We start from the raw sequence: 20,486 nt of genomic DNA, 5'->3' as shown, positions 1-20,486 counted from the left end.
CACGCACACCAGCCCCGTGACCAGCAACTTCAGCTTGCACACCTCTCATTCCGAACGGGCCTGCGGCTGCGGCTGCCATGCCTCGCCCTGGGCGCGCTTTGCGCGGTGCCCGCGGGCGATGACCAGGCGGGCGCCCAGTACGCCGGGGCTGGGCAGCCGGCGAGGCTCTTGGGGCGCTGCGGTGCTGCGGTGCCTGCCTGGTGTGCGTCGCCGGAATGCCGCTCTCACTCGTTCGAGCGTTCGTGATAGACCCATGGGTGACTGCCTGCTCTCTCAGGTGGTCCACGCCCCCGGCCGTTCCAGCGGCGCGGGGGTCTCTTGCGTCTGTCCATGCTTGGGAATCGCAGTGCTCACACGGGAGTTGACCAGGGTTGACTACTCTGGACGCAGGACCGGTCAACCCCTTGAGGTTCACGATGCGTGACTTTCCTGATCTTTCCCGCAGAGCCCTGCGGGACAGTGGCTATTCGATGAAAGCTGCCGCACGCGCTATGAATTACGACGTGGCGTATCTGTCGCGCGTGCTCAATGGGAAACAGAAACCGTCGGCAAAGCTCGCACAGTCGCTTGACGCTCTCGTCAATGCGGGTGGCGCATTGGCCGTAATCGTGCTCAACCCTGACGACGAATCGCGAGTGGCGCGCAGCGCTGCCCAGCCTTCCCGCCTGGACGCGGGAACAGTCGACGCATTGGTAGGTGTGCTAGCCGCTTACCGGCGCCTGGATGACGCCGCAAAGCCTGAGTCGGTAATCCCTGCGACCATGGAACAGATGCGGGAAGTTACGCGGATGCTTAAAGGCGCTAGAGGCACCCACCGTGACAGCCTCGCGGAAGTCGCCTCAGAATGGGTGCAGTTCGCCGGATGGATGTTCGCCCAGGTACGCAATGACGGCGAGGCGGTGCAACTCCTCAATGACGCCTTAGAACTTGCCGACGAAATCGGGAACGGCACGCTCGCCGCCCAGGCGCTAAATTTCAAGGGCTACATTGCTCGGCGACAGAATCGGCCACAAGGAATTGCCCGTTGGTACGCTGCCGCAGCGAACACGCCTGGGGCGCACCCTGCCCAGCGAATCGGAGACTACTTGCAGGCCGCGGCAGGAATGGCGGAACTAGGAGAAAAAGAATCGGCTCTGCGCCTGGTGGAGGATGCGGAAAGACTGACGGATAAGGCGGCTGCCCTTCCGCCGCCGGATACGGCCTACTGGCTTACCCCGTCGTTCAACCGTCTGAATATGGGTCTGTGCACTCTCGCATTGGGTCGCTACAGCGAGGCAGTCGACCATTTGCGAACTGGCCTTGCAGGACTGCCCGATGAACTCAGAGATGCGCCCTGGTCGTGGGAACATAAGGACGCGCTACGCAGAGCCATAGAGGCAGCCTAGTACCTGCAGCAACACATCGGGGTGGCGCGGTCACCAACCGAATGAGAGCAGAAAATGAGCAAGAAAGGCAGGTCACTATGGACAGAAAGTGCAAGTTCTGCGGTCGGTCATGAAGTACCACCCTGAGACGATTGACGTCCCTGACTACTACGAGTGCACGGGTTGCAATACCAGTGTTGGTGCGGAACTTATTCGTTTGCATGGTGACGATTTTGACGCCCCTGAAAATGAACTTGGTTACATCGGAAGTAGCGATGACAGTTGCGAGAATTGTCAGGCATCGCTTGCCAGTGGCGAACGGTATTTGCCTTATGAAGACGGAAGTGACTCGCATGCCTACATCGAATGCCCATCATGCAAACATAAGAATATTCGATACGGGTTTGGCGAGGACGACGATTAGCTAGAAGTGCTGAAAAGGCCCCGTATCCGCCCCGCAGACGCGAGGGGGATACGGGGCCTTATTCATAGCCTGGCTTACCAGCGGTCACGCGTGAGCAGTAGCCAGCGCTGCCGTTCAAAGTTCGCCGAGAACGTCTTCCGTCGGCCCAGGGTGTTCGGGCTGGAGGGCGCGGAGCGGCGCAAGGAGATCCTGGACGACTTCAACGAGCTGGTCGGCCTCCTCGACAAGGAGATCTACCAGGAGGCGGACGGGAGCGGATCGCCGAGCTGATCGTGAAGCACGACGCGCACGACGCGCACGACTCGGACGCGGGCAGCCACCGGCCGTTCTTCGTCAACCAGCCGCGGGGCGGCGCCAAGCCCTACACGGTGAGCCCGACGGGCCCGACCGTCAAGATCGTCGCCAAGGGGCGGGCGAAGTGGTCGGGCTGGGCCGAGTCGGTCCGCGGGGACATCGGCTGGGACGCGGTGGAGAACACCGCCCGGGTGATCGCCGAGGTGAACGCGGACATCCTGCCGGTTCCCCGTCACATCCGTGCGGTCGCACATCTTCGACCTCGGCGAGTCCGGGGGTCCGGTGTTCAGGCCGGGACTGCCCCGAGTTCGAGGTGGAGGTCGGCGGAGAGCCGCTGTGGATCCTCGGCAACCACCTTGCTTCTGGGCAGGGTGCCCAGTCCTTCAGCAGAGTCCTTCCGGGCCGGGGTGAATGCCCGTTCCCGCGTAGCGGGGCAGGGGTAGCCGGATCGCCGGCAAGGCGATCCGCCCTCTTCGCCGACCTGGACTTGTAGCACCCGTGAACGCGCGGTTCCCCGGCCCCCAAGGGGCGCGGGGAACCGCGCGACCAGCCACGAACAGACCCGCGGCCGCTCAATCACACAAGTAATCACACGAGCAGTCACACAAGCAGTCACACAAGCCGGGCAGACGCTTACGCGCCGACGAGCCGAGCCGCGAGGTAGCCCTCGATCTGGTCGAGAGACACCCGCTCCTGCTTCATCGAGTCCCGCTCACGCACGGTCACCGCGTTGTCGTCCAGCGTGTCGAAGTCGACCGTCACGCAGTACGGCGTACCGATCTCGTCCTGGCGCCGGTAGCGGCGGCCGATCGCGCCCGCGTCGTCGAACTCGATGTTCCAGTTCTGACGCAGCGCGGTGGCGAGCCCCTTGGCCTTCGGGGAGAGCTCGGGGTTGCGGGACAGCGGCAGCACGGCCACCTTCACCGGGGCGATGCGGTGGTCGAGGCGGAGTACCGTCCGCTTCTCCAGCTTGCCCTTGGCGTTGGGCGCCTCGTCCTCGGTGTAGGCGTCGAGGAGGAAGGCCAGCATGGTCCGGCCGACACCCGCCGCGGGCTCGATGACGTACGGGGTGTAGCGCTCGCCGGCCTCCTGGTCGAAGTACGACAGGTCCTGGCCGGAGGCCTTGGAGTGGGCGCCGAGGTCGTAGTCGGTGCGGTTGGCGACGCCCTCCAGCTCACCCCACTCGTTGCCACCGAACTGGAAGCGGTACTCGATGTCGGCGGTGCGCTTGGAGTAGTGGGAGAGCTTCTCGGCCGGGTGGTCGTACCAGCGCATGTTCTCCTCGCGCAGGCCCAGGCCGGTGTACCAGTTCCAGCGCTCCTGCATCCAGTACTCCTGCCACTTCTCGTCCTCGCCCGGCTTGACGAAGAACTCCATCTCCATCTGCTCGAACTCGCGGGTGCGGAAGATGAAGTTGCCGGGCGTGATCTCGTTGCGGAAGGACTTGCCCATCTGGGCGATGCCGAAGGGCGGCTTACGGCGCGAGGTGGTCTGCACCTGGGCGAAGTTGGTGAAGATGCCCTGGGCGGTCTCGGGGCGCAGGTAGGCGACGGAGCCGGTGTCCTGCGTGGGGCCGAGGTGGGTGGAGAGGAGGCCCGAGAACTGCTTGGGCTCGGTGAACTGGCCCTTGTTGCCGCAGTTGGGGCAGTTCACGTCGGCCAGGCCGTTCTCCGGCAGGCGGTTGTGCTTGGCCTCGTACGCCTCTTCCAGGTGGTCCGCGCGGAACCGCTTGTGGCAGGAGGTGCACTCGGTGAGCGGGTCGGAGAAGGTGGCGACGTGACCGGAGGCCACCCAGACCTCGGGGGCCAGGATCACGGACGAGTCGATGCCGACCACGTCCTCGCGCGACGTCACCATGTAGCGCCACCACTGGCGCTTGAGGTTCTCCTTGAGCTCGACACCCAGCGGTCCGTAGTCCCAGGCGGCCCGCTGACCGCCGTAGATCTCGCTGCACGGGAATACGAAGCCACGGCGCTTGCTCAGGCTGACGATGGTGTCGATCTTGTCGGCGGCCACGGTGCTCTCTTCATTACGACGACGGGCGACGAAGCGGTGCGCTCCTGGAGGGAAGCGGATGCGCTTCAGAGCGAATGCCTCAGGTTACCGGCGGGGCCCGCCCTCCGATCAAATCGGTTCGGAGAAGGAGACGGGAGGGAGCCGGGCCGGAGTCGGGCGAGACTCGGACAAAGGCCTTACCCAGGGCTTACCAACAGCCTTGTTGACAATCGTTTCCAGATAAGATGAAAATGACTGTCATGAACGTAGTACGACGACGACTTCTGATACCCGCGGCGGCGACCGCGGCCGCCCTCGGCCTCACCACGCTCACGGCCTGCTCCAGCGACAGCGTCGCCGCGGGCAACACGGACAAGTTCGACGTCGTCGCGTCGTTCTACCCGATGGCCTTCCTCGCCGAGCAGATCGGCGGGAAACATGTGAACGTCACCAGTCTGACCGAACCCGGACAGGAGCCGCACGACCTGGAGATCAGCGCCAAGCAGACCGCGGCGCTCCAGGAGTCGGACGCGGTGCTCTACCTCAAGGGCCTGCAGCCCTCCGTCGACGAGGCGGTGGCACAGTCCGACCTCAAGACGGAGATCGACGCCGCCACGCTGACCTCCATGGAGGAGCACGGCACCGAGGTCGGCGGCCACGCGGCCGAGCACGACGACGAGCACGGCGAGGAGGAGTCCGGCAAGGACCCGCACATCTGGCTCGACCCCGTGAAGTACGCCGAGGTCGCCAAGGGCGTCGGCGCCGCCTTCGAGAAGGCCGACCCGGACCACGCGGACACCTACAAGACCAACACCGAGGCCCTGGTCGAGAAGCTGGGTGCCCTGAACGACCAGTTCGTCAACGGGCTCAAGAACACCGGCACCAAGGTCTTCATCACCACCCACGCCGCCTTCGGCTACCTCGCCGAGCGCTACGGCCTCACCGAGGAGGCCATCTCCGGCCTCGACCCGGAGTCGGAGCCGAGTGCCGCCCGGGTCAAGGAACTTGAGAAGATGGCGAAGGCCGACGGCGTCACCACCGTGTTCTACGAGACACTCGTCAGCGACAAGACCGCGAAGACCATCGCCGCCGACGCGAACCTCAGGACAGACGTCCTCGACCCGATCGAGGGCATCACCGAGAAGTCGCGCGGCAAGGACTACTTCTCGGTCCAGGAAGCCAACCTCGAGGCGCTCAGGACAGCTCTGGGAGCCAAGTGATCCGTCCGGTCCGTCCGGTCCATCCGGTCCATCCAGTCATACGGAGGAAGCAGGCATGAGCGAGCCCGTCATCTCGCTGCGCGGCGTCCGCGCCGAACTGGGCTCGCGCACCGTCCTGCGCGGCATCGACCTCACCGTGCACCGCGGTGAGGTCGTCGCGCTGCTCGGCGCCAACGGCTCCGGCAAGTCCACCGCCGTCCGTACGGTGATCGGGCAGGTGCCGGTCAGCGACGGCGAGATCGAGCTGTTCGGCACCCCGCGGCGCCGCTTCCGCGACTGGCGGCGCCTCGGCTACGTACCGCAGCGCACGACGGCGGCCGGCGGTGTGCCGGCGACGGTGACGGAGATCGTCGCCTCGGGCCGGCTCTCCCGGACCCGCCTCGGCATCCTCCGCAGGACCGACCACGCGGCGATCCGGCGGGCCCTAGACCTGGTCGGCATGGCGGACCGCGCCAAGGACTCGGTGAACGCCCTCTCCGGCGGCCAGCACCAGCGCGTCCTCATCGCCCGCGCCCTCGCCTGCGAACCCGAGCTGCTGATCATGGACGAGCCGATGGCGGGCGTCGACCTGGTCAGCCAGGAGGTGCTGGCCGCGACCTTGCGCGAGCAGGTCGCGAGGGGGACGACGGTGCTGCTGGTCCTCCACGAGCTGGGCCCGCTGGAGCCCCTGATCGACCGCGCGGTCGTCCTGCGCGACGGCTGCGTCACGCACGACGGCCCGCCCCCGAAGGCGGTCGGCCAGCACGCCCTGCCCGGCCACGACCACGTACACCCGCACGCGGCACCGGGCACCGACCCGGTCCGTACGGGCCTGCTGAGCTGAGAAGGCGTTAGGGAACTCACCATGGAAATCCTCGACTACGCCTTCATGCAGCGGGCCCTGCTCGCCGCCGTCCTCGTCGGCGTCACCGCCCCCGCGATCGGCATCTACCTCGTCCAGCGCCGCCAGGCCCTCATGGGCGACGGCATCGGCCATGTCGCGATGACGGGCGTCGGCCTCGGCTTCATGCTGTCGTGGTCCCCGGTGTGGATGGCGACACTGGTGTCCGCCGCCGGCGCGGTGCTGATGGAACTGATCCGCTGGTACGGCAAGACACGCGGCGACATCGCGCTGGCCATGCTCTTCTACGGCGGTATGGCCGGCGGTGTGATGCTCATCAACCTCGCGCCCGGCGGCACCAACGCCAACCTGATGTCGTTCCTCTTCGGCTCGCTCTCGACCGTGTCGCAGGAGGACATCACCGCGATCTGTGTCCTGGCCGCGTTCGTGATCGTGATGACACTGGCGCTGCGGCGGCAGCTGTTCGCCGTCAGCCAGGACGAGGAGTTCGCCCGGGTCACGGGCCTGCCGGTGCGGGCGCTGAACCTGCTCACGGCGGTCACGGCGGCGGTGACCGTGACGGTCGCCATGCGCGTCGTCGGCCTGCTGCTGGTGTCCGCGCTCATGGTCGTACCCGTCGCCGCCGCGCAGCAGCTCACCCGCAGTTTCGCGACGACCTTCGCGCTCGCCGTGGCCATCGGCGTCTCCGTCACCATCGGCGGCACCGTCACGTCGTACTACCAGGACGTGCCGCCCGGCGCGACGATCGTGCTGCTCGCCATCGGCGCGTTCATGGTGCTGACCGCGCTGGCCACGCCGCTGGCCAGGCAGCGTGCGCGGGCACTGGAGCTCGCCGCCGGCGACCCGGCGGAGTGTGTGATCCCGGAGGCCGTCGAGAAGGCCGGGGCAGGGGTTGTCAGGGATACGTTTCCGGCCAGTCGGGGCTCCTCCGAAGGGGCCGTGGGCTGACCGGCGGCCGGTCGACGGCCGACCGGGGTCCGTCCGGGCTGGCACAATGGCCCGGCAAGACCGCGACGTGAGGAGGCAACGGTGACGACCGCTGGACCTGTACGAGGTCGTTCCACCCGGCAGCGGGCTGCCGTGGCCGCGGCACTCGACGAGGTCGACGAGTTCCGCAGCGCGCAGGACCTCCACGACATGCTCAAGCACAAGGGCGACTCGGTCGGGCTGACCACGGTGTACCGCACGTTGCAGACCCTCGCCGACGCCGGTGAGGTCGATGTCCTGCGCACCTCCGACGGCGAGTCCGTGTACCGCCGCTGCTCGACCGGCGAGCACCACCACCACCTCGTCTGCCGCGTCTGCGGCAAGGCCGTGGAGGTGGAGGGCCCGGCGGTGGAGAAGTGGGCCGACGCGATCGCGGCGGAACACGGCTTCGTGAACGTGGCGCACACAGTGGAGATCTTCGGCACCTGCGCGGAGTGCGCGGCGAAGGTCTCCTGAGCGGCCGGCGGATCGGGCCCGGTCCGCTGAGCCCTACAGCCGGGTCAGGCCATGGCCGTCGAGGACGGCGCGGAGCCGGTCGGTGTCGGCCGGGTCGCTGAGGCCGCTCTTGGGCAGCACGGTCAGGCGGGTCGCGTACGGGCCGCCGCCGAGCAGGACGAAGGTGCGTGGGGTCTCCGCGTACCGGGACACCTCCGACCAGCGGGCCGCCCGTTCGGTGCCCCGGTCGTGCTCGACCGTCACGCCCCACAGGTCCAGCACCGTGCGGTGTGTGCCGAGCGGGGCCGCGCGGCGTTGGAGACGGCGGGCCGCCAGGCGCGGGAGCACCAGCAGGCCGAGCACCGCCGTGGTGACCATCACGAGGGCCTGGGGTTCGGGCGCGGCGCCCAGCAGCAGGGGCACGGCCGCGACGATCAGCCCCAGCCCGCCGGAAAAGAGCAGCAGGCCCCTCCCCCACCGCCCGGCGGCCGAGGCCCGCGCCAGCACCCGCAGCGCCTCACGGAACTCCCCGGCCGTCGCCCGGTACACCAACTCGACCCGGTCGACCCGGATGTCCGGGTCGACCGCGCCGTCCTCGCTCCCCCGCTCCGCACCGGCCTCGGCCAAGGGTCAGTCCTCGCTCCGGCCTTCCATGGCCAGCAGGTCCTCGTTGGGGATGGCGCCGCCGTAGCGGCGGTCGCGGGAGGCGAACTCCACGCAGGCCCGCCACAGGTCGCGGCGGTCGAAGTCCGGCCACAGCACGTCCTGGAAGACCATCTCGGCGTACGCGCTCTGCCAGAGCAGGTAGTTGGAGGTGCGCTGCTCGCCGCTGGGGCGCAGGAAGAGGTCGACGTCCGGCATGTCCGGGTAGTAGAGGTACTTCGCGAAGGTCTTCTCATTGACCTTGGAGGGGTCGAGGCGGCCCGCGCGGATGTCCGCGGCCAGTGCCTGGGCCGCGTCGGCGATCTCGGCACGGCCGCCGTAGTTCATGCAGAAGTACAGCGTCAGCAGGTCGTTGTCCTTGGTCTGCTCCTGGGCGACCTGGAGTTCCTTGGCGACCGACTTCCACAGTTTGGGCATCCGGCCCACCCAGCGGACCCGGATGCCGAGTTCGTCGAGCTGGTCGCGGGTCTTGCGGATGAAGTCGCGGTTGAAGTTCATGAGGAAGCGGACCTCGTCGGGTGAGCGCTTCCAGTTCTCGGTGGAGAAGGCGTAGAGGGAGATGTTGCGGACGCCGATCTCGACCGAGCCCTGGAGCACGTCGAGCACGCGCTCGGCGCCGACCTTGTGGCCCTCGGTGCGCGGCAGCCCGCGCTCCTTGGCCCAGCGGCCGTTCCCGTCCATGACGATCGCCACGTGGTTGGGGACCAACTCACCGGGGAGCTTGGGCGCGCGGGCGCCGGACGGGTGTGGCGTCGGCGTCCGGTACTCGCGGCGCCGGCGTCCCAGGAACCCGCTTACCACCATGTGCTTCTCGTCTCCTCGACAGGCTCTCGCCCACAGTTCTCACGGCTCCACGGCCCTCGGCCGCCGAAGCCCTTGCCTTGTCTGCTCTTCCGGATCCGCTCTTCCGGATCCGCGCTTCCAGATCCGCGCTTCCGGCTCGCCACGTCACTGCTTCTCCACGTAACGAAGAGAGCGCAGCCCGCGCTCCAGATGCCAGTGCAGGTACGCGGAGACCAGTCCGCTCCCCTCCCTGACATGCCGCGGCTCGCACGCGTCCGCGGTCGCCCAGTCCCCCGTCAGCAGCGCGCCGAGGAGTTCCAGGGCCTGCGCAGAGGGTACGACGCTGCCGGGCACCCGGCAGTCCACGCAGACGGAGCCGCCGGCCGCGACGGAGAAGAAGCGATTGGGCCCGGGCAGCCCGCACTTCGCGCAGTCGCTGAAGCTGGGGGCGTAGCCGTTGACGGCGAGCGAGCGCAGGAGGAAGGCGTCGAGAACGAGGTGCGGCGCGTGCTCGCCGCGGGCGAGGGTGCGCAGCCCGCCGACGAGCAGCAGATATTGCTGTACGGCGGGCTCGCCCTCGTGGTCCGTGAACCGCTCGGCCGTCTCCAGCATGGCCGTCCCGGAGGTGTAGCGGGCGTAGTCGGTCACGATGCCGCCGCCGTACGGAGCGATGGTCTCGCTCTGCGTGCACAGGGGCAGTCCGCGTCCGATCAGCTCGCTGCCCCGTGCGAAGAACTGCACGTCCACATGGGAGAAGGGTTCCAGCCGCGCCCCGAACTTCGACTTCGTCCGCCGTACTCCCCGGGCCACGGCCCGTACCCGTCCGTGACCGCGGGTGAGCAAGGTGATGATGCGGTCCGCTTCACCCAGCTTCTGGGTGCGCAGCACGATGCCGTCGTCGCGGAACAGGCTCATGCCGCCCATTCTCGCCTACGGCCGTCCCTTCAAGGGACCTCACCTCGGCTACGGGCGTTCTCGTACGCGGTCGCCGCGCGCAGCCGTTCTATGGTCGTCGCGGCCCGTACGGCGTCGGGGGAGCAGTCCCACTCCCGGCCGCCGCCGACCGGCCGCAGCTGTACGTACGGCCCCTCGTGGCCCATGACTCGGCCGACCGTCCCCGTGCGGGTGTCGACCGCGTAGGTGCCGATCGCCGGCTTCTTCCCGTTACCGCTCACCGCAGGGCCGCCGCCGAAATACCCCGTGACAGCGACACAATTCCCGTCCCAGGGCCTACCCGCCGCAATTCCTCCACCATTTCCTCCGCCTCTCCGGCGCACCGCGCCGGGCTCGTCCCCCGAGCCCTTCACCGCCGCCTTCACCGTGCTCCCCTGCCCCATCCAATTTCACGCTTCGCGTCTCTCCCGTCACCCGCTGTGCCTAAACTCGGCAGGAGTATGTGCTCGTCAACTGCGGGGGAGCGCAAAGGTGTTGGCCATGCTCATGGTCAAGTTGACGGCCACGGAAAATCGGGGCCTTTTCAGGGCCACCGTGCCGGAATAACCGCACTCACTCCCTAATCAGCCGCCCAGTCCGGCAGTTTCACATCCACCCGACGACACCGCTTCGCCGCACGTTCGATGAAGAGCTTCGGAACGACGCGCGGGAACGGCTTCTTCGGGTCGGGGTATTCCGTGGCGGAGATGACATCCGCATCCGGTTTCGGGCGCCGGGTGCCGAGTGCCGGGTGCCGGGCTCGTCGGTCGCGAAGCGCAGCCGCTCGACGTACGGGCCAAGGCTCGACGTACGGGCCAGGGGAGGCGGACCTGCCCGGCGGACGCCGGGACGAGCTGGATCCGGCCACCCTCCGCCATCGGCTCCGCGGCGGCCTGGGCTTGGCCCCGGCTCCCATGCGACCGCTCGTCGGCGAGGGAGAGCGCGACGACGGTGGCCTCGCTCTCACAGGTGGGGACGGCAGCGGTGTCCTCCGGGGCCGTGTGATCGCGCCGGCCGCCGCCCAGGAGCACGGGTGGGGCGGCCCGGTTCTCCGTGTCCAGCTCGTCGAACACCTCGCGGCCGCCGGACCCGGCGGGGATCACGTCCCGCCGGATCAGGCAAGGGATACGCGTCGTCGCCGTACCCGCCCGGCGGGGCGGGTCAGGCCCGCCCCGTCGCCTTAACCGGCGAGGACGCGGCACTCCCCGTGTGCCGCCGGCCGGCCTCGGTGGCGCCGGCCCCGCTCAGCCGGTGCAGCCGTGGCGCGGCGATGACGAGGGCATGCCGCGGCGCACCCCGCGGCGTCAGGTGGTCCCACCGATCCGCCACGGCATCCCCACAGGTGGCGCGCATGTGTATGCGGAATCTCCGCGTTGTCCACCTAAGATTCCCTTCGGTTCCCCCGTTTTCCGACAACTCTCTGGCGCATCATGCGTCCTGGGAAACCACTCGGCGTACATGAGCGTCGAACGTTGCGTGAGCAACCGCTGTCCCGGCGGTCCGACGGCACGGAAGATGGGGACCCGTGGAGCTGGAATTCCGACTGCTCGGCCCGGTCGAGGCATGGCACGGTGACAGACCCCTGCGGCTGGGCGGACCGAAACCACGCGCGCTGCTGGCCGTGCTGCTGCTGCGTGCCGGGCAGGTGGTGCCCGCGGATGTGCTGGTCGACGTGATCTGGGGGGACGAACCCCCGGACACCGCGCGGGCGCTGGTGCAGACGTATGTGTCGGCGCTGCGGCGGGCGCTGCCCGGCGAGGCGGCGGAGGCGATCGAGACCCGGCCGCCGGGGTATGTGATGCGGCCCGGCGTCGGGCGGGTCGACCTCGCGGAGTTCGAGGCGCGCACGACGGACGGGCGGCGGGCCGCCGCCGACGGGGACCACGAGGCGGCCGCGCGGCTGCTGCGGGAGGCGCTGGAGCTGTGGCACGGCCCCGCGCTCGGCGGGGTCGGGGAGGGCCTGCGGGGTGAGGCCGGGCGGCTGGAGGAGGCCCGGCAGGCGGCCCTGGAAGAACGTATCGCCGCGGAGCTGGAGGGCGGTGGCCACGAGGCGGAGCTGGTCACCGAGCTGACCGCGCTGGTCGGGGCGCGTCCCACCCGGGAACGGCTGCGCGGCCAGCTGATGCTGGGGCTGTACCGACTGGGCCGCCAGGCCGACGCGCTGGCCGTGTACGCGGAGGGGCGGGCCGTACTCGCCGACGAACTGGGCCTCGATCCGGGCCCGGACCTGAACCGCCTGTACGAGGCCATCCTGCGGGCCGAACCGGCACTCCTCGCCACCGCTTCCGCTCCCCCGAAGGCCGCCGCCGCGCCCCGGCCCGTGTCCCTCCTGCCGCCCGCCATCGGGGACTTCACCGGGCGGGAGGACGAACTGGCGCAGGTCGTCGGGCGGTTGACCGGCGAACGGGAGGCCATGCCCGTCGTCGTGGTGTCGGGGGCCGCCGGGGTGGGTAAGTCCGCGCTCGCCGTGCAGGCCGCGCACCGGCTGGCGGGCGAGTATCCCGACGGGCAGCTCTACGCCGAACTGCACGGCTTCAGCGAGCCCGTGCCGCCCGCCGAGGTGCTGGGCCGGCTGCTGCGGGCGCTCGGCGCGGACCCGCCGGAGGACACGGCCGAGCGCGGTGACCTGTTCCGCAGCCTCGTCGCCGGACGGCGGCTGCTGCTGGTGCTGGACGACGCGAACGGCGAGGCGCAGGTACGGCCCCTGCTGCCGGGCAGCGCCACCTGCGGGGTCCTGGTCACCTCACGGGCCCGGCTCGGCGGCCTCGTCGGGGCCCGGCGTACCGACCTCGACGTCCTGGACGGCGTACGCGGCCTGGAACTGCTGACCCGGGTCACCGGGCCGGAGCGCACCCCGGACGACCCGCGCGAGGAGGCCGCCGCGCGGCGGATCGTCGAGCTGTGCGGCGGGCTGCCGCTGGCCCTGCGGATCGCGGGCGCCCGCCTCGCCACCCGGCGGCACTGGACGCCCAGCGTGCTCGCCGAGCGCCTCGCCGACGAACACCGCCGCCTCGACGAACTCGCCGTGGGCGACCTCGCCGTACGGGCCAGTCTCGGCCTCAGCTACCAGGCCCTGGACGAGTGCTCCCGCCGGATCCTGCGCCGCATCGCGACGCTCGGCTCGGCCGACGTCGCCGTGTGGACGGTGGCCGCGCTCGCCGACACCCCCGAGGACGAGGCGGAGGAGATCCTGGAGCGGTTGCTGGACGCCCAGTTGATCGACTGCCCGGGCCGGGACCAGGTGGGCCAGCCGCGCTACCGCCTGCACGACCTCGTACGCGTCTACGCCGCCGAACGCGCCGAGAGCGAGGACCCGGTCGTCGACCGCACGGCGGCGGTGGGCCGGGCACTGGCCGCCGGCCTGTGGCTGATGGACCGGGTGACGGAGGCATCACCGTCGGGCGCGGTGATCCTGCGGCATGGCTTCAGGGCGACCGGGCCCCTTCAGGGGCGCGGGGAACTGCGCGAGCAACCACACACGGCCGCTGGTCGCGAGACGGCCGAACAACCACCCCCGGTGGGCGCCCGAACCACCCGCCTCGCCCTCACCGACCCCTTCGCCTGGTTCGACGCGGAGGCGGACGCCCTCACCACAGCCGTCGAACGAGCGGCAGCGATAGGGCTGCACGAGCTGGCCTGCGAGGCCGCCGCCGCGCTGTGCTCGTCGTCGTTCGCCATCAGCAACCGGTTCGACGCGTGGTGGCGCAGCCACGACGCGGCACTGGCCGCCGCCCGCCGCGCCGAGGACCGCTCGGGCGAGGCCCTGCTGATCATCGGCCTCGGCCAGCTGCGCTACGAGCAGGACCGCATCGCCGAGGCCCAGGAGTACTTCCGCACGGCGGAGCGGATCTGCACCGAACTCGGCGACGTACGCGGCCGGTCCGCCGCCCTCGCCGGCCTCGGCAGCGCCTGCCGCGAGGTGGGCGAACTGCGCGACGCCGAACGCGCCCTGACCGACGCGGCCGACGGCTTCCGGCGGGTCGGCGACGACACCGGGGTCGGGGTCGCCTGCCGGTACGGCGGCTCCGTACGCCTCGAACTCGGCGACCAGTCAGGCGCGTTGCCCCTTCTCGACGAGTCGCTGCGGGCCTACCGGCGGCTCGGCAGCCGGCGCGGCGAGGCCCTCGCACTGCGCACCCTCAGCCTGGTGCACCGTTCCCTCGGCGCGTACGAGGAGGCCGCGCGCGTGGCCGAACAGGCGCTGGAGATCCTGCGCTCCATCGGAGACCCCCACATGGCGGCGTACGCCCTGCGGGCCCGGGCCAAGGCCCGGCTGCGGCTGGGGCACACCCGGGAGGCGGAGACGGAGCTGCGCGAGATCCTCGACGTCTGCCGGATCCACGAGGACCGCTTCGGCGAGGCCCTGACCCTGCGCACGCTAGGCGAATGCGCCCTGGCCGAGGGCCGCCTGACCGACGCGGACAGCCTCCTGACCGCCTCCGCCACCCTCTGGGCCGTCCTCGCCCTCCCCCTCCCCCGCGCCCGCGCCCTGCGCAACCTCTCCGCCGTACGAGCCGCCCTCGGCGACCCGGCCGGCGCGGCGGCCCTCCGGGCGGAGGCCATGGAGGTGTTCGACGCGTGCGAGGCCCGCGAGCGTTACGAACCGTGGCCGGGAGCGGCAGGCGACGGCACTTGAGACCGGAGACGATCCGGCGCGGCGGCCCGGCGGCGGAGGCCGCGGAAGCCGTTGGGGTGTTCAACGCGTGCGAGGCCCGCGAGAGTCGGTCGCCGTGGCCGGGGTAGACGGCGCCCGACGCCGAAGGCTGCCCGGCGGACGAGTCCAGCAGGCGTTCCGGCGGGGTGGCCCGGCGGCGGTCTCGCGGCCGGAGGCGGAGGCCGCGGCGGCTTGAACTCGCTTGCGGTGGACTTGCAGAGAACTTCCAGCGGAGTGCGGCATTCTCGTTGTTCTCGGGGGAGCAACGGATCGGCCGGGCGACCACCGCCCGGCCGGTCGGCCCACCGGAGCGCGCAGGGGACGGACCGGTGGGAACGTGGACACAGTGGGATCAGAACGGCAGAACGGACCGGGGGAACAACCGTCGCCAGGACACAGACCACCACTCAAGGGGGGAAGCCCCCGGGGAGGGACATCAGGGGATCAGGTCCCTCCCCGGGGTGCTGCAACGCATCCCGCATCACTTCTCCCGTCCTGTGGAAGACGACGCATGCCTCCGATCATCCTCATGAGCGACCCCGAGGTCGCCCGCGTCCCGGTGCGGGACTGCGGTGAACCCCTCGTCGACCTGCGGGAACTGCCCTTCGTGGTGGTCGACTCCCGCCAGGCCGACCCCGAGGGCTCCTACGCGCACCTCCGCGAGGGCGTCGCCTGGCGTCTGGCCCGCGCAGCCCGGCTGCTGCCCGACGGGCTGCGGCTGCTGGTCACCGAGGGGTACCGGCCCCTCGCCCTCCAGATCAAGTACTTCGAGTCCTACGCCGCCGAGTTGCGCCTCGCCAACCCCGACTGGTCCGAGGACCATCTGCGCGTCCAGGCCAGCCGTTCCCTCTCCCCGCCGGAGATAGGGCCGCATGTCGCGGGCGCCGCGGTCGACCTGACGCTGTGCACCACCGCCGGGGAGGAACTCGACATGGGCACCCGCCTCGACGCCAGCCCCGAGGAGAGCGACGACGCCTGCTACACCGACGCCCCGAACATCTCCGACACCGCCCGCCGCAACCGCCGCACCCTGAGCGCGGCGCTCACCACGGCCGGGCTGGTCAACTACCCCACCGAGTGGTGGCACTGGTCGTACGGGGACAGGTACTGGGCGCTGATGACCGGCGCGCCCCACGCGCTGTACGGGCCCGCCGAAACCGCCGGCACCGCCCGCCCGTAGCCGTCCGACGCCCCCGTCGCCCCTACCCGTCCCATCCCTGAGGGCTGCACCCCACCCCCCGTTGTCGCCTCGGCGGCAAACCCCGTAGCGGGGGCGAAGGGCAGCACCCCGAGGATGGGACGGGCAGAGGGGACGGGGACGGGGACGGGGGCAGGGACGGGGACGGGGACGGGGACGGGGGCAGGGACGGGGACGGGGGCAGGGACGGGGACGGGGGCAGAGGCGGGATCACGGGCGAGGACCCGGCCGCACACAGGTCGTCCGGGCCGTACGGACACAGGTCGTCCGGGCCGTACGCGCTCGCGTCGGTCAGCTTCCGAAGCGTCGTACATAGCGCCGCTGCCACGGGGTCTCGACCGCGTGCCGGTCGTAGTGGGCACGGACGTACGCCACGGCCTCGTCCGCCGGTACGCCGTCGAGGACCGCCAGGCAGGCCAGCGCGGTACCGGTGCGTCCCCGGCCGCCGGCGCAGGCGAACTCGACGCGGTCGGCCGCCGCCCGGTGCCAGGCGTCCCGGAGCACCTCCGCCGCCTCCGCCCGGTCGGCGGGCAGCCGGAAGTCGGGCCAGCGCAGCCAGCGGGCCGCCCAGGGGACTTCGGGCGGCTCCTTGCCGAGGAGATACACGGCGTACGTGGGGACCCGGCCGGCCGGGAGCGGCCGGCTGAGCCCCCGGCCGCGCACCAGCCGCCCGGAGGGCAGCCCCAGTACACCGGTGTCCGCCGGGTCCCAGAGTTCGGTCCGCGCCATGGGCTAGCCCACCCCCCGCGAAGCCTGCGCCGCCCGCGCCTCGATCCCCCGGAAGTGGTGGGACATCGCCTGTTGGGCGCCCTCGACGTCGCGGGCGCGCAAGGCGGCCACGATGTCGCGGTGGCGGCGGATGGTCAGCTCGGGGGTGGGGGCGTCGGTCCAGCCGCGGGCGCCGGCGACGCGCAGGAAGACGGTCCAGAAGGCGCCGAGGAGCTGGGGGATCAGCGCGTTGCCGAGGGAGGCGTAGAGGAGTTCGTGGAAGTCGCGGTCGAGCTCGGCGACGGATTCGCCCGCCCGGCCGGCCGCCTCCATCCGGTCGACGACGGCCGCGAGAGCGTCCAGCTCGTCGTCGGTGAGGGAGGCCGCGACCCGTCGTACGAGGCCCTCTTCCAGGATCTCGCGGATCTGGAGGATCTCCGCGAGGGCGGCGGTGTCGCCGTCGGGCCGGGCGAGGGTGCGGAAGGTCAGGCCATCGACGAGGGGGGTGAGGGAGGCCTCCCCGACATAGGTGCCGTAGCCGTGTCTGATGTCGACTATGTCGAGGGCCTGCAGTGCCTTGAGGGCCTCGCGAACGGAGTTGCGGCTGACGCCGAGGTCCTCCATCAGCTCCGTCTCGGTGGGCAGCGGCGCTCCCGCCCGGAGCTTGCGGTCGAGGATCAGCTGCATCACCTCGCGCTGGATCTGGCTGCTCACCCGGCGCTCGGGCCGCCGCTCCGGCGGCCGTTCGGGCCGCCGGCTCCCGCTTTCCTGAGACATGCGCCGCATCGTACGCTCGCCGGACATCCGACGTCCCACCTCCCGGTGGAAACCGCGTGAACCGACCAGGGGAACGCCAGGTTGACGCCCCCTGATCAGCTCGGGAAATTCTCTCCTAACGTGCCCTCAACTGCCCTTATTTCACACCGGGGTTGATCCGCCATTGGTCGCACCCTTGGCACGTACGCCATTCGCGTGCGACCCCTTGACCGCCCCCACCGGCCCTCTTAGCGTCACGCTGCCCCCCGGCGGGGTTGCTGTAGGGAGGCAGGGAGACAATGAAGCCCCCCAACATGACCTGTGCGGCGCTTGGTTGGGGGCACCGCTATCTGGAGCGGCAGTCATCGCCTTCGCTGCGAGTCGGCACTGCGAGGCCCTACGCGCGTCCCGGAATGTGCGCCGTACCGGGTGACGCCTGGACAGACTGACGGCACTCCGGCGCCGGCCGAGGCGGGGGCTGCCCGTCGAGAACGCGGCACAGAGCCGCGTGCAGATGCTCGGCGTCGACCAGGGAGAGCCTCAGTTCTGTGTCCGCCTCGTGTTCGCCGTGCCTGTACAGCCTCATGGGAACGGCCACCCGGTCGTCCTCAGTGCGGTGTACCGGACTTCCAGGGGTGCGCTCGATCATCCACTTCATACAGTCCCCCCGAGCCGCGCGAGACGGTAGCCGCCCCACAACTCCCGTCCGTCCTCGCAACCGTCCTGCGCCTTGTGCACACGCTTGCAGTCGGCACACTTCCTCGTGTGCTCGAACCACAGACGGTAGGCGCGCAACATGGGATCTTCGGTGCGCTGCACAGCCGCCGTGAGCCCCGGCTCGTTCACTCGGCCACCCCCACGATTCGCCTCGCCGAGAAGGCGTATCGGCCCTCCTCGGGCAGCAGCACGTAGACACGCACAAGGCCACGCGCCTCGCCCGGGTCCTGCTGAGCGTCCAGCGATACGACGAGGCGTCCCGCGCGCCGAAGACGCGCGAACGCGAGCAGCGCACCCCAGACCTCCGCCGACGGCTGCGTCGCGCACACCTGTGCGGACCGATTCAGGGGAGCGTGAACAGCTGATGTGTGAGTGTGCGACCCCAAGCCCCTGAGCCGCAGGGACAGTGCTCTCACCCACGCGAAGGCATGCAATAGGCAGGACATCGTTGGCGCTCCTTCACAGCGTCGAAGACGCCCGGGCGAGGCCGCCGGGGCTTATGGTCTTCGACCGTAGGAGCGCCGAGAAGGGGGCAGGGGCACAGATTGTGCCCCCATGGTCACGCTGCCAACATGCCGATCTTCACGGCAAGCTGGGATGCTCGGCGGCGGCGACCCGGATCCTTGGACCCGGTCTCCTCAAGGACGATGCGCTTCGCGTACCCGTTGTACTTGATCGTCTCGGGTGCGGACTCGTGAGCCTTCTCCAGCGTGGCCAGCGCCACGTCCGGTTGTCCGTCGAGCTGGTAGCCCCGGGCTTCCTCGATTCGATGCCTGGCCCGTCGCGGCCTCGACTTGATGGTGACCGCGTCAGCAGCGGCAGACTGTCGCACTGCCTCGCCCCCCTGGCGCAGTTCCACCGCAACAGTGACCGCATGGGCACCCATGATGGCGCGGCAGAAGGACGTCATGGGGTGGTAGTAGTCCACGGGAAGTCGTTCGGCCATGGCCCGCGCCTGGTCCCAGTAACGCCATGCCGTGCCGGTCTCGGCCCGCCGGGCAGCGGTGTACCCGGCTTCGAAGGTGAGGGCGCCCGTGATGGCCAGGACGTCGTCCGAAGCGTCCGGCAGGAGCGGTTCCAGGTAGGCCAGCGTGTCGAGGTTCACCGCGTCCGCAGCGTCGAAGTGGGCCGGCCCGGCGTCGCGGTGCGCCTGTGCCGCCAGCCACGCGGCCGCCCCGATGGCATGCGGGTCTTCGCTCTCCTGCGCGGCGACCAGAGCCCGCTCGGCGACCCGCCACAGCAGAGCGGGATCGGGCTGGTAGGCCACGAAGAACTGACAGAGGGAGTACACCTCGGCGAGCGCGGCCTGCGCCGCCCTGCGTTCCGGGGCGGTGTCGGACTGCCGTACGGCCAGTTGAGCGTCACGGATCAGGTCCGGCAGCAACGCGCCGATCACCTCGCGGTGGTCGGGTGCGGAGTGGCGCGCCTTCCAGGCCCGGGCGAGCCGGGCCTGGAGGTGTGCGGCCGGAGGCGCTTCACGCCGGGTCGTGAGCGGGAAGGAGTCGACCGCGGCCCGGACGGCCGCGAGCCGAGGGTGGCCGGGCCCGGCGAAAAGGCCGATGCGTACGGACTGATCGCCCGTCAGCTCGGACAGATCCCGGACACGCAGGAGTTCGGCGACGCGGAGGACCATTTCGAGCTTGGGCGTCTTCAGCCGCCCTGTCTCGATTCCCTTGACCCACGACGCCGACCTGCCGAGCAACCCGCCCAACTGGTCCCGGGTCATACCCTTGCGCGTACGCAGAATCTGCAGACGCTGGCCGAAGACCAGCGGATCGGTGTACGGATCCGGAGAAGCCTCTTCAGACGGCACGGCCTTGCCCCTCTCTGAACAGCTCGACACCGCCCAGGGTATGGGGCAGACCAGGCCTCCCGCACTGAAGGTGCCCGACATCTAACCCCTGCCACCCAAGTCTCAGGACGTCCGAGCAGGGCCGCCGCTCAATCACCGCGTGCTCCCCCTAGCAATGCGCTTGGTGGTTCAGGCGCGACCTTCCTCAGTATCGCGACGGTGAGACAGAAGCCTGGGAGCGAATAGCTGGAACGTATCTGAAGGTGTCAGGCAAGTTTTCTCTGGGCCGCAAGAAGAGGCAAGCCCTCTTCCGTCTCCTCCTCGGTGACACCCTCGGCACACCGATACCGCACGGAGTCGATGAGCCCGCCTGGGTGCGAGCTGCTCACGCCGACTTCCACTCGGACCTTCCCAACGAGTGACCAGGCGGCTGGAGGTCGGCATCGGCGCCGCTTGCGCCATCAGCGCCGTTCCAGAAGCTACGGCCGAGCTATCGAGCTTGCCCGCGCCGGGCGACAGCTGGTGACCGACCTGGCCCGGCGCCCACGCCCCGCCGGTTACCATCGCCCGGTGACCACTTACTGGCATGTCGTTCTGCCGCCGCTCTGCGCCTGACGGGCGCGGACACTGACGGTTTGATCTCCGGTCCCGACCGACCCGCAGGGCGGTCAGGGGCTGTTGTCGTGCGCCTGTTTCGGATCCAGTCCCAGACGTATTCGACA

At 70.1% G+C, this 20,486-nt stretch carries 18 protein-coding genes; 8 read left to right on the top strand and 10 right to left on the bottom strand.

Annotated features, from left to right (window positions below):
* Window positions 1-416: 416 nt before the first annotated feature.
* Together I8N67_RS37795 and I8N67_RS37790 are read left to right on the top strand one after the other, a co-directional pair.
* Window positions 417-1,385 carry a helix-turn-helix domain-containing protein gene (locus I8N67_RS37795; protein ID WP_200308818.1) on the top strand — a complete coding sequence of 323 codons (969 nt, stop codon included), beginning with the start codon at window positions 417-419 and terminating at the stop codon, window positions 1,383-1,385.
* Window positions 1,386-1,878: 493 nt separating this feature from the next.
* Entirely contained in the window at window positions 1,879-2,058 is a 180-nt protein-coding gene (locus I8N67_RS37790) for a hypothetical protein (RefSeq protein ID WP_200308815.1), read from the top strand.
* A gap of 91 nt (window positions 2,059-2,149) precedes the next feature.
* Here the strand turns inward: I8N67_RS37790 and I8N67_RS37785 are convergent, their stop codons facing one another.
* Complete coding sequence (locus tag I8N67_RS37785; protein ID WP_200308814.1) at window positions 2,150-2,299, bottom strand: hypothetical protein; 150 nt, start codon at window positions 2,297-2,299, stop codon at window positions 2,150-2,152.
* Window positions 2,300-2,715: 416 nt separating this feature from the next.
* Window positions 2,716-4,098, bottom strand: a complete 1,383-nt coding sequence (locus I8N67_RS37780) for a glycine--tRNA ligase (protein WP_200308813.1) — start codon at window positions 4,096-4,098, stop codon at window positions 2,716-2,718.
* 239 nt (window positions 4,099-4,337) lie between these two features.
* Here I8N67_RS37780 and I8N67_RS37775 point away from each other — a divergent pair, with 239 nt between their 5' ends.
* From I8N67_RS37775 to I8N67_RS37760, 4 genes are all read left to right on the top strand, one after another.
* Complete coding sequence (locus I8N67_RS37775) at window positions 4,338-5,297, top strand: metal ABC transporter substrate-binding protein (RefSeq protein ID WP_200308812.1); 960 nt, start codon at window positions 4,338-4,340, stop codon at window positions 5,295-5,297.
* Between the two features lie 55 nt (window positions 5,298-5,352).
* Window positions 5,353-6,120, top strand: a complete 768-nt coding sequence (locus tag I8N67_RS37770; RefSeq protein WP_200308811.1) for a metal ABC transporter ATP-binding protein — start codon at window positions 5,353-5,355, stop codon at window positions 6,118-6,120.
* A 21-nt stretch (window positions 6,121-6,141) separates the two neighbouring features.
* A complete protein-coding gene (locus tag I8N67_RS37765) occupies window positions 6,142-7,086 on the top strand; it encodes a metal ABC transporter permease (protein ID WP_200308810.1) in 945 nt (314 codons plus the stop codon).
* An 81-nt stretch (window positions 7,087-7,167) separates the two neighbouring features.
* Complete coding sequence (locus I8N67_RS37760) at window positions 7,168-7,581, top strand: Fur family transcriptional regulator (protein ID WP_200308809.1); 414 nt, start codon at window positions 7,168-7,170, stop codon at window positions 7,579-7,581.
* 33 nt (window positions 7,582-7,614) lie between these two features.
* Here I8N67_RS37760 and I8N67_RS37755 read toward each other — a convergent pair whose 3' ends face one another.
* From I8N67_RS37755 to I8N67_RS37740, 4 genes are all read right to left on the bottom strand, one after another.
* Window positions 7,615-8,187, bottom strand: coding sequence for a YcxB family protein (locus tag I8N67_RS37755; RefSeq protein WP_234046921.1), 573 nt, complete (start codon window positions 8,185-8,187; stop codon window positions 7,615-7,617).
* Window positions 8,188-8,190: 3 nt separating this feature from the next.
* On the bottom strand, window positions 8,191-9,027 hold the full coding sequence (locus tag I8N67_RS37750) for an isoprenyl transferase (RefSeq protein WP_200308808.1): 837 nt from the start codon (window positions 9,025-9,027) through the stop codon (window positions 8,191-8,193).
* 144 nt (window positions 9,028-9,171) lie between these two features.
* Window positions 9,172-9,921, bottom strand: a complete 750-nt coding sequence (gene recO / locus I8N67_RS37745) for a DNA repair protein RecO (protein WP_200308807.1) — start codon at window positions 9,919-9,921, stop codon at window positions 9,172-9,174.
* A gap of 29 nt (window positions 9,922-9,950) precedes the next feature.
* The gene (locus tag I8N67_RS37740) at window positions 9,951-10,181 is read right to left on the bottom strand and encodes a hypothetical protein (RefSeq protein ID WP_200308806.1); all 231 of its coding nucleotides are present in this window, start codon (window positions 10,179-10,181) and stop codon (window positions 9,951-9,953) included.
* 1,283 nt (window positions 10,182-11,464) lie between these two features.
* On the opposite strand from I8N67_RS37740, the gene I8N67_RS37735 reads away from it, so the two are divergent.
* Both I8N67_RS37735 and I8N67_RS37730 read left to right on the top strand, forming a co-directional pair.
* Window positions 11,465-14,575, top strand: a complete 3,111-nt coding sequence (locus I8N67_RS37735) for an AfsR/SARP family transcriptional regulator (RefSeq protein WP_200308805.1) — start codon at window positions 11,465-11,467, stop codon at window positions 14,573-14,575.
* A gap of 529 nt (window positions 14,576-15,104) precedes the next feature.
* Entirely contained in the window at window positions 15,105-15,773 is a 669-nt protein-coding gene (locus I8N67_RS37730) for a M15 family metallopeptidase (protein WP_200308804.1), read from the top strand.
* Between the two features lie 309 nt (window positions 15,774-16,082).
* On the opposite strand, the gene I8N67_RS37725 is transcribed toward I8N67_RS37730, so the two are convergent.
* The 4 genes from I8N67_RS37725 to I8N67_RS37710 all read right to left on the bottom strand — a co-directional run bounded on the left by I8N67_RS37725 (window position 16,083) and on the right by I8N67_RS37710 (window position 19,785).
* The gene (locus tag I8N67_RS37725; protein ID WP_200308803.1) at window positions 16,083-16,520 is read right to left on the bottom strand and encodes a protein-tyrosine phosphatase family protein; all 438 of its coding nucleotides are present in this window, start codon (window positions 16,518-16,520) and stop codon (window positions 16,083-16,085) included.
* A 3-nt stretch (window positions 16,521-16,523) separates the two neighbouring features.
* On the bottom strand, window positions 16,524-17,285 hold the full coding sequence (locus tag I8N67_RS37720) for a FadR/GntR family transcriptional regulator (protein ID WP_372443892.1): 762 nt from the start codon (window positions 17,283-17,285) through the stop codon (window positions 16,524-16,526).
* A gap of 812 nt (window positions 17,286-18,097) precedes the next feature.
* Window positions 18,098-18,301 carry a hypothetical protein gene (locus I8N67_RS37715; protein ID WP_200308802.1) on the bottom strand — a complete coding sequence of 68 codons (204 nt, stop codon included), beginning with the start codon at window positions 18,299-18,301 and terminating at the stop codon, window positions 18,098-18,100.
* 230 nt (window positions 18,302-18,531) lie between these two features.
* Window positions 18,532-19,785, bottom strand: a complete 1,254-nt coding sequence (locus tag I8N67_RS37710; RefSeq protein ID WP_307835489.1) for a helix-turn-helix domain-containing protein — start codon at window positions 19,783-19,785, stop codon at window positions 18,532-18,534.
* Window positions 19,786-20,486: the final 701 nt, after the last annotated feature.

It is taken from the genome of Streptomyces adelaidensis (assembly GCF_016598475.1).
In the GTDB taxonomy this organism is placed as follows: domain Bacteria; phylum Actinomycetota; class Actinomycetes; order Streptomycetales; family Streptomycetaceae; genus Streptomyces; species Streptomyces adelaidensis.
The sequence above is the reverse complement of the archived record's forward strand: the minus strand, read 5'-3'. Positions and strand labels throughout refer to the sequence as shown.